This window comes from Caballeronia sp. EK (assembly GCF_014384845.1).
GTDB classification, from domain to species: domain Bacteria; phylum Pseudomonadota; class Gammaproteobacteria; order Burkholderiales; family Burkholderiaceae; genus Caballeronia; species Caballeronia jiangsuensis.
Genome location: NZ_JACSUE010000001.1, coordinates 533,404 through 546,461, shown reverse-complemented (window position 1 = coordinate 546,461; position 13,058 = coordinate 533,404). Strand labels below are relative to the sequence as shown.

At 62.1% G+C, this 13,058-nt stretch carries 10 protein-coding genes and 2 pseudogenes; 2 read left to right on the top strand and 10 right to left on the bottom strand.

Going from position 1 to position 13,058, the window contains the following annotated elements:
• Positions 1-48 precede the first annotated feature (48 nt).
• The 8 genes from IAG25_RS02330 to IAG25_RS02295 all read right to left on the bottom strand — a co-directional run bounded on the left by IAG25_RS02330 (position 49) and on the right by IAG25_RS02295 (position 8,186).
• A complete protein-coding gene (locus IAG25_RS02330) occupies positions 49-246 on the bottom strand; it encodes a DUF2934 domain-containing protein (RefSeq protein ID WP_187603332.1) in 198 nt (65 codons plus the stop codon).
• A 186-nt stretch (positions 247-432) separates the two neighbouring features.
• Entirely contained in the window at positions 433-1,821 is a 1,389-nt protein-coding gene (locus IAG25_RS02325) for an MFS transporter (RefSeq protein WP_187603331.1), read from the bottom strand.
• A 21-nt stretch (positions 1,822-1,842) separates the two neighbouring features.
• Complete coding sequence (locus IAG25_RS02320) at positions 1,843-2,994, bottom strand: FAD-dependent monooxygenase (protein ID WP_187603330.1); 1,152 nt, start codon at positions 2,992-2,994, stop codon at positions 1,843-1,845.
• A complete protein-coding gene (locus tag IAG25_RS02315; protein WP_187603329.1) occupies positions 2,991-3,788 on the bottom strand; it encodes a maleate cis-trans isomerase family protein in 798 nt (265 codons plus the stop codon). Before IAG25_RS02315 ends, IAG25_RS02320 begins: the two co-directional genes overlap by 4 nt.
• A complete protein-coding gene (locus IAG25_RS02310) occupies positions 3,785-4,261 on the bottom strand; it encodes an acyl-CoA thioesterase (protein WP_187603328.1) in 477 nt (158 codons plus the stop codon). Before IAG25_RS02310 ends, IAG25_RS02315 begins: the two co-directional genes overlap by 4 nt.
• Positions 4,258-5,976, bottom strand: coding sequence for an AMP-binding protein (locus IAG25_RS02305; protein ID WP_187603327.1), 1,719 nt, complete (start codon positions 5,974-5,976; stop codon positions 4,258-4,260). Before IAG25_RS02305 ends, IAG25_RS02310 begins: the two co-directional genes overlap by 4 nt.
• Before the next feature lie 32 nt (positions 5,977-6,008).
• Positions 6,009-6,881 (bottom strand): VOC family protein, encoded by an 873-nt coding sequence (locus IAG25_RS02300; protein WP_187603716.1) that lies wholly within the window; start codon positions 6,879-6,881, stop codon positions 6,009-6,011.
• A gap of 36 nt (positions 6,882-6,917) precedes the next feature.
• Positions 6,918-8,186 carry an alpha/beta hydrolase gene (locus IAG25_RS02295; protein WP_187603326.1) on the bottom strand — a complete coding sequence of 423 codons (1,269 nt, stop codon included), beginning with the start codon at positions 8,184-8,186 and terminating at the stop codon, positions 6,918-6,920.
• Positions 8,187-8,391: 205 nt separating this feature from the next.
• Between IAG25_RS02295 and IAG25_RS02290 the strand changes: the two genes are divergently transcribed.
• Positions 8,392-9,099 (top strand): TetR/AcrR family transcriptional regulator, encoded by a 708-nt coding sequence (locus IAG25_RS02290; RefSeq protein ID WP_187603325.1) that lies wholly within the window; start codon positions 8,392-8,394, stop codon positions 9,097-9,099.
• Between the two features lie 313 nt (positions 9,100-9,412).
• Here the strand turns inward: IAG25_RS02290 and IAG25_RS02285 are convergent.
• Positions 9,413-10,912 (bottom strand): annotated as a pseudogene (locus IAG25_RS02285) (transglycosylase SLT domain-containing protein).
• A gap of 496 nt (positions 10,913-11,408) precedes the next feature.
• Complete coding sequence (locus tag IAG25_RS02280; RefSeq protein WP_187603324.1) at positions 11,409-12,173, bottom strand: bestrophin-like domain; 765 nt, start codon at positions 12,171-12,173, stop codon at positions 11,409-11,411.
• Positions 12,174-12,415: 242 nt separating this feature from the next.
• Between IAG25_RS02280 and IAG25_RS02275 the strand changes: the two are divergent.
• Positions 12,416-12,928 (top strand): annotated as a pseudogene (locus IAG25_RS02275) (hypothetical protein).
• Positions 12,929-13,058 lie beyond the last annotated feature (130 nt).

Here is a 13,058-nt window from a genome sequence, read left to right as displayed (position 1 = left end):
TCTGCGCGCCATGTAAGCAGCGGAAGTCCGATTCTTACGACGAGTGATCTACTTGCTGGCCCCTTCTTTTTGTACGGGCTCGTCTGCGGCGGCATTGCTCGGAGTTACCCCTTGCGCGTCCTCTGCGCTGATCGACGCTATCGCCTGCTCCCAGAACTCCTCCGCGCGCCCCTCAGGGGAGCCTTCCCGCTCCCATATCTCATAGGCACGACGACGAATGCGGTCTTGCTCTTTCTGATCATCCATGACCTTCTCCCTGGAATGCGGCAATGTCGCCGCCGGATCGAAGCTTGCACGACGATGACGCAACCATCGTGCCGCGTGCGTTCCCTGCGCCCGTCTTTCGGAAAGACCTTGCGCAAATTGCCTGCAGGAATCCGCTTCTGGGTCGGCGCCGCCTGAAAGGCAATGCCGACCGAAGCGGCGGATCGGCTATGAGCCCATCTCGGTACCGGGCATGTCCAGTGCAGCGTCCGCGCCAGACGAAGCCGCCGTTATCCGCGCTCGACGGGCGCCGGCGAAGAAGATACCCGCGCCGGACAGTGTCGCGGGGACTGCCAGGATGAGATAGAGCGCTGCGTTGGACCAGCCCGCTGACAGCATCAACGCGCCACCAAACGATCCCGCGATCGCGCCGATCCGCCCGACGCCGAGCGCCCAGGCCACGCCCGTCGCCCGGCTCGATGTCGGATAGAAACCCGATGCGATGACATTCGCGCAAACCTGCGAGCCGCTCACGCAAAAGCCCGTCAGGAAGATGCACGCGGCAAGCCACCAGGCCGAGCCCGCAACCGCGAGCGATGCGACCGCCGCAGCGCCGATGAGATAAGCCGCGCTCACAACCTTGTAGGCGTCGAACCGGTCGATCATCACGCCCAGCACGATCGCCCCAAGCACGCCGCCGCCTTGCAGCAGGCCCGCGAAAACCGACGCCTGTTTGAGGGACAAGCCCGAACGCGCTCCGAGAATCGGGAGCCAGTTGATCAGCATGTAGAGGAGCAGCAGGCTCATGAAGAACGCGAGCCACAATAGCAGCGTGCCGCGCCGATAATCGGGATCGAAGAGGCGCCTGACGGGCGACGCACTGGCCCGCTCGTCGGATGCGAAGTAGCGTTGCTCGGCTGCCGCGCGATCCGGCGCCACGCGTTTCAGGATCGCTGCGATACGCATTTCGTTTCCTTTGCCGAGCGCGAGGAAGCGAACCGATTCGGGCAACGCGAGCCACAAGACCGGCACCAGCATCAACGGAAGCAACCCGCCGATGATCAGCACGCCGCGCCAGCCGAACTCCGCGACCAGATACGCCGTGACCACGCCGCCCAGCGCGGAGCCCAGCGAGAAGCCGCAGAACATCAAGGTCAGCAAGGTACCGCGCCGCCGCTCCGGACTGAATTCCGATGTGAGCGTGATTGCATTCGGCATCGCGCCGCCAAGTCCGAACCCGGTCAGGAACCGCAGCGCGACCAGCCACACGATGTCCGGCGCGGCCGCCGATGCGAGGCATGCCGCGCCGAACCACGCGACCGACAGGATCAGCACGCCGCGCCGCCCTATGCGGTCCGCCAACGGCCCGCTCAGGAAGGCGCCCAGCATCAGACCGAGCAGACCGGCGCTGAAAAGCGGTCCGAGCGCCATCACCGACAGGTTCCAGTCGCTGCGCACATGCGGCGCGATAAAGCCGATGATGGCGATATCGAATCCATCCAGCGCCACGATCAGAAAGCACAGCAGTCCGATCATGATCTGGAAGCGCGACACGCGCGCCTCGTCAATGATGTCGCGCACGTTCACCGGCTCACGCCGCAATTCGTTGGCGTCCATGAAGTCTCCTTGACGTGATGCTCAGACGTGCGCGGTTTGCGCTTTGCTGGCGGCGATGGCTTCCACCTGCTCGATGAACGCGGGATCGCGCTCGCGAAGGTCTTCGTGACTGACCCGCCCGGTGCGTCGCATGTAGTCGTAGGCGAAGCTGACAGGATCGAGGTTCATGCGGGTATCGACGGACTCGTACCAGTCGAGACTCTTGCGCGCCGCGTCCTGAAAGCGATTCGACGCGTCCTTCCGGCTCGCCTCGAAAGCAGCGAAGGCAGCGGGAACGTCATCGCGATGAACCGACAGCGCTTCGCACAGCGCGATGGCGTCCTGCATCGCCATGCGCGTGCCCGAGCCGAGCGAGAAATGCACGCTGCGCAGTGCGTCGCCGAGAAGTACCACATTGCCGTGCGACCAGCGCGCATTGCTGACTACTTTGGCCTGAAACCATTGCGAGCGGTTCGTCAACAGCGCCTCGCCTTGCAGGTCTTCCGCGAAGACTTGCTCGCAGAACGCGCGACTCTCATCCTCGGTGGCTGTATCCAGCCCGCAACGCCGCCACGTCTGCGGATCGACCTCGACGAGAAAAGTCGAATGCGTCTTGCTGTACTGATACGCATGCGCGATGAACACGCCGTGCGGCGTGTCGCGGAAGATCAGCGACACCGGATGAAACAGACGCGTCGTGCCGTACCACGCGAACTTGTTGCGCCGCTCGTCGAAGCTCGGCTGGAAGTGTTCGGCAAGCCGCGCGCGCACTTCGCTGTTCACGCCGTCCGCGGCGACGACGACGTCGTAATCTTCCAGTGCGGCCGGATCGTTCATGCAACTGCCGTAGCGCACGACCACGCCCGTGTCGCGGCACGCCTGCTGCAACACGTTCAGCAAATCGATGCGCGATGTGCGCGAAAAATGGTTATTCGACAGACGCACCGGCACGCCGCGATGCACGATCTCCATATAGTCGCAGCGCTCGTGATGCGCCGTGAACCTGCGAAAGAACGCTTCGTCGGCTTCCTTCAGAAAGCTCAGCGCGACATCAGAGAACACCACGCCCCAGCCGTAAGTCGCGCCCGCCTCGTTGCGTTCGTGAACGACGATTTCGTCGCCGGGATAACGCTGCTTCATCAGCATCGAGAAATACAGCCCGGCGGGGCCGCCGCCAATCACCGCGATCTTCATGATGTTTTCCTCAGCATTTCCGTGAGATGACGCGCGGACTCGCCAAGCAGCGCGCCGGCGTTCGGCACGATCGGCGCGAGGCCGAGATGATCGAGCATCTGCCGCACCGTGCAGACGGCCGTGGACGTGACCGGCACGCCGAGCCTGTCCTGCGCGATCTGGATCGCGGCGAGCGACGGCATCTGCACGCAGGCCGACAGCACGACCGCATCGGCATTCGCGATATGGAGCCGTCGGACATCGTCGAGCAGTTGCAGCGGATCGCGGCGACCGACTTCGAGGTTGTCTGGAATCTCGAACGACAGCGCATCCAATACTTCGATGCCTTCGTCCTCGATATAAGCGACGACGGCGGCCGTCAGCGGCTTCATGTACGGCGCCATGAGCGCGATCCTGCGCGCGCCCATTGTCTTGAGACCGGCGACGAGCGCACCCGCCGACGTCATCACGGGCGCCTCGCAGTGGTTCTCGCGTGCGATGCGCCGCAGGTCCTGCTCGACCTGCCGGTGATAGCCCGGCCCCATCGCCATGATGGCGACGAGGCACGCGGTGCTCATCACATCGACGCGCGCATCGGCGAGTTCGGCCGCGCAGCGCAGACCCTCGCGATTCATCGCCTCCAGCTCTTCCTTGACCACGCGATGCATGCGCATGCGGCTCGAATGGAACGTGAAGCGCTCCGGCAAGATGCTTTCGCGCGCGCGCAGCATCGCGGGAACCTCGGTCTCCATGGTCGTGTTCGAGCTCGGCACGATCTGGCCGATCCGATACGTGCGGGATGTTGCCTGCGTCATTCGGTTTCTCCTGCGTCAGGGTGTTCGGCGCAGCGCGCCTGATACTGTTCCAGCGCGTCGCGCAACACGACGGGCATCTCGATCGATTCGCGCGCGTCGCGGCGAATGCATACCGGCGTGAGGCGCGCAATGAAGGCGATCTCGCCATCGGTCATGCGCGCGGTGATAACAAGCGTGAACGTGCGGGTGCGGATCGATTCGACTTCCACCGTCGCGTCGAAGGTCTCGTCGGGTCTGAGCGAGCGGCGAAAGTCGAATTCGAGCGCGCGCGTGGGTGTGCCGAAACCGTGATGGTTCTTCGCCGCCTGCGGCGCGCCATCGAGTAGAAAGCCGTAGAAGAGCTCCGCGAACGAGATGACGTAATCGGAAAACGAAGCGGTGTAGACGACGCCCGCCGGATCGCACTCGCCCCAGCGAACGCGACGGCGCACGACGAACGGCTGCGTGAGCGCGACGTATTCGGTGCCGGTCATGCGCCCTCCTTCGCGATGCCCGGCGCATCGGCATGCGAGGCGTGTGCGGGCTGCTCTTGCGCCATCCGCGCGGCGACGTCGCGGCGCAGGGCCGTCTTGTCGACCTTGCCCACGCGCGTCACCGGAAACTCGTCGACGATCTCGATGCGTTCGGGACACTTGAACTTGGCAAGCCCCTGAGCGACGAGGAAATCGGCAAGCTGCCGCACCGTCGGCGCAGTATGGCCCGCGCGCAGGATCAGATAGACGCAGGCCTTCTCGCCGTACAGCGCATCGGGCATGGCGACAAGCTTCGCATCCGCGACCGCCGGATGGTGGCTCACGTACGCCTCGACTTCCTCACAGCCGATCTTCTCGCCGCCGCGATTGATGTTGTCGCGCAGCCGCCCTTCGAATGCGAAGCAGCGCACGCCGTCGATCAGCCTTTGCGTCACCATGTCGCCGGTGCGCACGAAGCCGTCGGGCGTCAGCGTCTGCGCGGTCGCCTCGGGCGCGCGGAAGTAGCCGCGTAGACTCGATGGTCCGCGAAAGCACAACTCGCCTGCCTCGCCCTCCGTCGCGGGTACGTCCGTGCCGGGCACGAGCACGCGGATCTCGTCCGCCGGGCAACCCGACAGGCCTTGTGTGAAATGCCGCAACTGAGCGGCATGTGCCGGTCCCGCACCCATCAGCAGCCCTTCCGTCGTGCCGTACAGGTTGAAGCACGGCACGCCGAGATGCGCTTCTAGCGAATCGGCGCGGCTCAACGTGCCGAACAGTTGCAACGACGACAGATCGTGCCGCGCCATCTCCCGATACGCGATCATCTGCGGCGCGACGGGGCCGATGGAAAGCCCGTGTGTCACGCGATGCGTTTCGATCAGCTCCAGCATCCGGGCGATGTCTACGCGCGGCATCAGCACGGTCGTCGTGCCTGCGGCCACCGTCGAGACGAACGCATACAACTGACCTGCGTTGTGCAGCAACGGCAGCGACCAGATCATGCGGCTCGCCTCGCTCATGCCGATGTGACGCATCCAGGCAAGCGCGTGACCGATGTACTCGGCATGAAAACGCGGAATGATCTTCGGCACGCCGGTCGTGCCACCGGAAAGCTGGAAGCTCAGCACGTCCTCGCTGCCGATGCGGATGTCGCCCAGCACGGCGCGCGCGCGCGATAGCGGCATCGCGTCGATGAGCGCGTCGATCGTGCGATGGCCCGCGCCGACCTCCGTCTCCCTGGCGCGCGCAACGATGAGATGTTCCAGCGATGCGATCCGCCCGAACATCTGCTGCGCGAAGCCGACGAGATCGAATGCCGAGAAATCCGCCTGCACGAAGTAGCCGCGCGGTTCCGACTGCGCCGCAAGCTGGCCGATTTCGACTTCACGATACTGCGGCACCGCGCACACGGGCACGATGCCCGCCTTGTATGCGCCCATCAGCGCGACGGCCGTGTCGACCGTCGTGCCCATCTGGAAGATCGCGCGATCCCCGGGGCGCAGCCCGGTTTCGAGCAGTGCCGCGGCGAGCCGCTCGCTGCGCTCGTCGAGTTCCGCGAACGTGATGGTCGCTTCGTCCGAGATGTAGGCGGGCCGCTCGGGCACACGCGCGGCCGTGGCGCGCAGCGCGTCGCCGAGGGTCGTGTCGATCCATGCGCCCGATGCGAAATAGCCTTGCGCGAGCTCGCGCGGACCATAGATCACGCCTTCGATCGGGTGAAAAATGCCTCTCATATGTTCTGTCTCCCGCATGTCCATGTACCGTTTCATCCGCGCGGCGCGATGCGCACGACATCGCGGTCATAGCGCTCGATGCGTCCGTTCAGTCCGCCGGTGAAGAGCCCGTACCAGACGGCGGGCTTCAGGCCCAGCGCGCGGCGCTCGAACGAGACCGGCCCGGCGGCGCTGATTTCCGTGTAATCGCCGCGATCTTCGACACGGCAGCCAGCCAGCTTGCGCGCCGCTTCGATGAGCGACGCGAACTCCGGCACATTCAGCACGAAGATCTGCAAGTGCCCGGTGTCGGTCTCGCGACGCTCGCCGATGCGTTCCGCCTTGCGCGCCCAAACTTCATCGATGCAAGTCAGGCCTCGCTCGCGCGTCTCCAGTTCGATTGCCGCTTCGAGGGTCGCGGCGGCGTCGTGCGAATCGAGCGGCTCCAAAGCGCGCAGCTTGCGCGTGATCTCGATGAAATAGCCGTTCGGGTCGCGAAAGTAGATCGACTCGATCACCTCGTGGGCCGTCTCCACCGACACCTCCACCCCGCGTGACGCGAGCCGTGACTTCCACGCTTGCAGTTCCTCTTGCGTGTCGACCAGCCAGGCCGTGTGCGTGGCATCGAAGACATGATCGTCGGGACGCGGCGGATGCGTCGCCCTTCCATCCAGCGTGTCGGGTTCGCGACTTCCGAGGTAGTAGAAAAACGCGATCGTGCTGCCGTTGCCGCTATCGAAAAAGAAGTGCAGGAAATCCGGGTGCGTGGCGGGCCCCCATCCACGCGCGGAAATCGTATGGATCAAAGGCAGGCCGAGCACGTCGCGATAAAACTCGACGGTCTCCTTGAGCCTCCAGGTCGGACGCGCTGTGTGATCTACGCCGCTCAAGCGCAGGGTCTGACCTTCGGCGGGCATGTCGCTCATTTTCATATCGGTACTCCGTATCTGATCAAGCGGATCTCATTGGGGAAAGGTTTCGCGCAGCCAGTCACGCACGATGCGCCCGGCGATATAGCGGCCCGCCTCCTCGCCTTCGGCAAGCGCCCGGCCGTGGTGATCGCCACGTACCCGGCGATGCGATTTCGCCGACGAGCCGAGGCTCGCGTAGATGTCCGCGACGACACTCGGGAAGCACGCCTGATCGCCGGTGTATTCGACGACGAGCGAGGGTTGCGTGACCGCGGGCGCTGTCTTCGACAGCAGCGCGTTCGACGACACGCCCGACCACGTCGACAGCCACGCTTCTGGCGAGCAGCATCGGGCAAAGCCGACCGAGCCGTAGTTCGATGCGAACGGGTCCGCGCCCCACAGCGACCCGTAGCGGCGATCCGACGGATCGAGCGACAGGTCGAAGCAGCGCAGATCGGCATCGGTGCGCCAGATGGTCATCAGCGGCGTGTGCGCGGCCACGCGGCGCGAGCGGGCATCGGCTGCCTCTCCGGCGGACTTGACGCGCGCGCGGGCGTCGAGGCGCTCGTCGATCAGATTGCGCGCGATGGCGTCGAGCCGTTCCACGCGCGCGATTTGCGCCGCGCGATAGCGTGTAACGAAGGCTGCGTCGTAGTGGGAGGGACGAGGCGGCGCGTCGAACCCGTTGGACCTCGCGAACGGATCGAGCGCATCGTCGACGCTGAGCGCATCGTTTTCGTTCGTGACCGAAGGATCGATGCAGCCTTGCAGCAACGCGCCCTGTCCCGGATGCGGGGCGACGAATATCACGCCATCCGCGGGCGGCATGTCGAGCGACGCAAGCTTCGTTGGCCGTCCGCCCGGCGTGCGTTCGATGCGCTGCGCCGGCTCCAGATTCGACTGCTGCACATAGAGCGCGTAGAGCCCGCTGCCCCCCGAATTGCCGAGCAGCACGACGCGCCTGAAGCCTGCGTCGCGCAGAAATCGCATGCCGGCCGCTACGTCGTAAAGTGCGAACTCGTGTTCGAGGCGCATGTCGTTGCCCACCGAACGCGGCGCCTGTGTCCACGCGGCGTAGCCCGCCGCGACGATATCCGGGATCAGGTAATGGCAGGCCATGAATTCGCGCGGATGCATGATGCAGACGACCGTATCCGCCGCACCGCTCGAATACAGCGAGCCACTCGTCGCGGCACCGTCCTGTGTGCGCAGCACGACGTTGCGCGTGCTGGCGCCCGCCGGCAGATCACGCGGATTCCAGTCGGTGTTGAGAAATCCTGCGGTCGTGCCGCCAACGCGTACTTGTTCAGATCGATTCATCGAGGCCATCTCCTTTTTTTACATCTTAGTCGAATTATTTTACGATATCGTCGATTTTTGATTATGGTTTTTACGGATACGTCAACTCATCGAGCGGTGCGGTTTGCCACGCGTGCCCTTGCCACCAAGAGCGGCGGGCTCACGGCGCGACGCCCGAATGAGGTATCGTGATGTTCTTTCTGACAGATTCGTCGAAAAACGCCGTATGACCCGAACCCAGACCAAGAGCGACGCCTTGCGCGAAAACATCCTTGAAGTGGCGACGCGCCTTTTCATCGAACGAGGCTTCGACGGCACGAGCTTCAACGACATCGCCGATGCGATCGGCGTGAGCCGGCCCGCGCTCTACTACTATTTCAAGAGCAAGGAAGCGATTCTCGAAGTGCTCACGGAGACGGTTACGCGTGCGGCGGGACAACTGGCGTCAGAGGCGGTGCCCGAACACATGCAGCATCCGGCAGGCATGCTGCGGCATCTGGTATTGCGTCATGCGCAATTGATCCTCACGCATCCGCTACAGTTTCGGGTCGTGGAGAGAAACGAAGGCAACCTGCCGCCAAAGCAACGCGAACTGGCGGAGCAGGCGCGCCGAGCGGTGCTCGAGCAGTTTCAGCACGCGATCGAATTCGGCATCGGGCAAGGGCAGTTTCGCGCGCTGGATGCGAAGGTGGCGGCCTTCTCGATCATCGGCATGTGCAACTGGAGTGCGTGGTGGTATTCGCCTTCCGGTCCGCGCTCGCTCGAGCAGGTCGCGGAGCAGATCGCCGATATGGCCCTGCACGCTGTCCAAATGGAAAACGAAAGACAGTTGCGGGAGCCGAGCACCGCCGCAGTGATTCAGTTGCTGCGCGACGATATCGACATGCTGGAACGGCGTCTCTCGTCGGACGGGAGCATCCCCGAGCGTCGCTGATTCTTCAACGAAAGAGCGCATCGAGTTCTGAGCGACACGTGAATCTTCCTCGGCGCAGTTCGCTTTGAAACAACTTGCGTTGCGAGGGAAGATCGCGGCTTACGGGTTACATGACTAGTGCTATCGCTGTCGTTGGCGGTGTGGCGCAGTTGAATGTCGGCTTCCGGGAACGGCGAATGAGTCTTCGCGACCCATCTCCGCCATTCGCCATTTGAGCACTCGGCCGACCGGTCTTGAACGCGCAACCGCCGTTCGAAGGCGCAACTCGGCTACGGCGACCCCACTGGCCTCAACGTCCAATGCGTTTCACCGTTCACTGCTTTTTCAACCCCTCCATCGCCTTCTCGCGCGCCGATTGCGCATCGACGATCAACCTGTACGCCGCATAGTATTTGTAGATGTTGCGTACATAAGTGGTCGTTTCGATGCCGATCTTCTCGGCCACGACGATCTCGACATTGTTGAACCACTTGTCGGGATCGAGGCCGCGCTGCGCGGCGAGCTGACGCATCTTCGCGATGTTGCCCGGCCCCGCGTTATAGCTCGCGAACGCGAATAGCGGACGGTCGGTCTCGCTGAACTTCGCGTCCTTGAAGTACTTCGTCATCAGCTGATCCATGTACTTCGCGCCGGCATGGATGTTTGCCTCCGTCACTGAGATGCTCCCCACCGCCATCTGCTTGCCCGTCGCCGGCATGAGCTGCATGACACCGATTGCGCCCACGTGGCTGCGCGCCTGCTGATTCAGTTGCGATTCCTGGAAGCCCTGCGCAGCGAGCATCAGAGGATCGAAGCCGTATTGCGTGCCGTACTTCTGGAAGAGTTCTAGCGTCTGCTGGAAGCGTTTTTGTTCGGCGTCACCGGCGTTGTTGCGGATCTGCTTGATCTTCTTCATGTACTGCGCGAGTCGGTACTCGTACACGCCCTGCTTCTTCACGAAGTTGATGTAGAAGTCATTGAGCGCCGCCTGCAGTTGCGGGCTGTTCTTGCGTATCGCCCAACCCGGATAGCCTTCGTCGCTAACGGAGAGATCCTCATGCACCTTAACGCGCGGCAACACCTGAGCTCAGAGACGCGCCTTCCAGTCGTCGACCACGACTATGCCCAGCAGCCCGGCGTTCAGCATCTCCATCTCGTCTTCGTCTTCGAGCGCTTCCGGCAGCGGCGTGATCCGTATCGGCGCCTTGCCTTCCTTCTGAAAGCGCTCGTTGAGCGCATTCAGGCTCTCGTAGTAGCTCGACGAACGTCGCGCAAAGACTTCCTTGCCCGCGAGATCGTCGAGCTTGACCAGCGATGGCGCGTTCGGTCCAGTGATTACGAGCTCGCGCACAGGTTTGCGATCGCGCGGCGCGATGAAATCGACTATTTTCAGGCGCTCGTCGGTTGCGGTCAGGTTGCCCGCAGAGATGTCGCCTAGCCCATCATTGAGCGACGACAGCAGCTTGTCACGCGTCGTCGGAATGAGATAGACGGTGAGCGGCCGCTTGTTCAACTGGGCCGCATACTTCTTGTTGACATAGCGTTCGAAGTCGCGCGCCAGCTCGGCAGCAAGCCCGCGCTCGCGCCCCTTGTCGACGAAGTAAAGGGTACGGCTGTAGGGCACCAGAAAGCGGATCATGCGCCGGTCGAGCATGGCGTCGAAGTCGCCCGTCCAGGGCTTGTTCGTGAGGCTCAGTTGCCGGGCATCACCTTTCGGCTCAGCTGGCGGGGCGGAAGATTCTGGAAGCACACTGGCGGCGGCCGGCGCCGATTCGGGGGCGGCCGGTTCTGCCGCCTGCGACCCCGTGAACACGACCGAAATGCAAAGCGCCATTGCCCAGATCGACAATCTGCAGTGAAGCATATCCAGTCTCCCCGTGCTTCCTTGTCGCTCCAAGACTTCGCCGTCATGTCCAATCGCAAGCGCCTTGCCACAGAATTCAGCGGTCACACACGTCTGCGCGGGACGCGCCATCGTCTGCACGACAGCCGTTTCGAACAGGTTCACCAGCACGCGACCAACGTCTTTTCTATGCCATTCGTCGAACGTTCGCGCGCCAACGGTCTTGCCACCTACGTGAAACATGCTCCAAGGTTCATTTTCGTCGCCCTAGACTGTCGAAAGACGCACGACACATTGAAGCTAATCATCCGCGTATTGGACCAACGGCTGCTGAAGAGCCAGACAACAGCTGACACCTGCACGTCGAAGCGATATCGCTTCCACGAGCGGTTGGCAAGAATTATTTCCGCTCAGACGATTAACGCGCGACGAAAGCTTTGGCCGAAGCGACCGTCCCCATTTCGCACTACTTTTTGTCCACGTTATTTTATGGTTCAAGAGAAGTTATCAGTCTTGTGAGATCTCGGGGCTCGATGTGGATCATTCCACCTTTCGGGCTGTCGATATCCGCGATGAGCGCGAGCGACAACGCGATGGTGGTCGGTAGAATCGTGATGAGTAGTCCCCTGCGCAGGCTGCCCTTTGCCCCGTAGCCCTGCAAAACGCAACCGAGCAGCGCGGTAACGATCATCAGGTACCACGCGCCTAGCGGGATATGATTGATGCGCGCGGCCTCCGAGTAGTCTTGGGAGTTCAGAACGTCGTTCATGCCGGAGACAACCAGCGCACCGATGGGTGTCGGTTGCATTTTCGCCACCCGCGTCGCGAGTTGCCATAGTTCCGTCTCGACATTCGCGGTATCGCGGTTGATTTTCGCGAGTTCATCGCGCTCTCGCGTCTTATAGTTGGCCAATCTAAGCTTCGCATACCGGATCAAGGCTGACTTGATCTGCGCGCCCACGACAACATCGGCGAGATCAGCGCGCGAATACTCAGTGCCGATAGCATTGGCTTCGCTTTCCTCCAAAGTTTTGCGGAGGTCGTACCGATTCACTGCCATCGAAAGACTGAAACCGACCAGAAGTGCGAGCAGGGTCAGCGTGGACGTCTGGATGATATTGAAGTCTTCGTGGTCTTCCGCCGGGAGCGAAGCAAGGCGTCGTAAAACTAACGCGCCGACTGCCACCGCGCCGACGAACAACGCCAGAAGAACAACGAACAACACAGCCGGATGATCCACGAATCCTGTCATTCGAAACCCCTGTCGTATAGATAAGCAGCGCAGGTTGGGAATTTGCGATTGATCGCGGCTGCCAGCGGGCGTTCATCGACCTTCAATCGATAATGGAAAGCACTGGCGAGAATATATTCGTTTTAAACTATGAAAATCACGTAGCAATAGACCAGTGACGCTTCAATCTCTTGAATGGCTGGTTCAAAAGCAAGGCTTACGACGACTCTGCCGGCGCCGGGAAACATTGGGAGGTTCGCATCATGAGCACGGTCGCAGCAAAACTCAAACATGAACTCATCAAGGCGCTGCCGCCTACGATCTTCTTCTTTGTGATTCTGCATATCGTTGTACTGATTCGCGCCCTGATGATTCGCGGCACCGGGATTTCGATGGAGTCGTCGGCATCGGTCCTTTTTGCATCGCTCATTCTCGGCAAGTCGGTGCTGGTTGCCGACATGCTCCCGTTCATCAACCGTTTCCCCGAAAAGCCGCTGATCTGGAACGTCTCTTGGAAGACGCTGATGTATGCGCTCGTAGCACTCGTCGTTCATTACCTCGAGCGCCTGTACGATTCCTGGAAGGACGCGCCCAACCTCATCGCCGCAAATCACGAGCTGTGGGCCGGCATCAACTGGTCGCGCTTCTAGGCCATTCAGATTCTGCTCGTCACCCTGATCTTCAACTATTGCATGATCGCGGAGCTCTCCCGGGCATTCGGCCGAGATCGACTCAAAACAATCTTCTTCGGCCCCCTCCCTCCTCATCGCGACTGACCGATTGCTGCAACGCGGCGCGAAAAAATCGAAAAAATCTCATGCCGCGTGTTGCGTTCGGAGCCGTCCTTTATATATTTACGTATACCAATTCATTCGAAAGAACGAGATGCATTTCGAAGAAAAATAG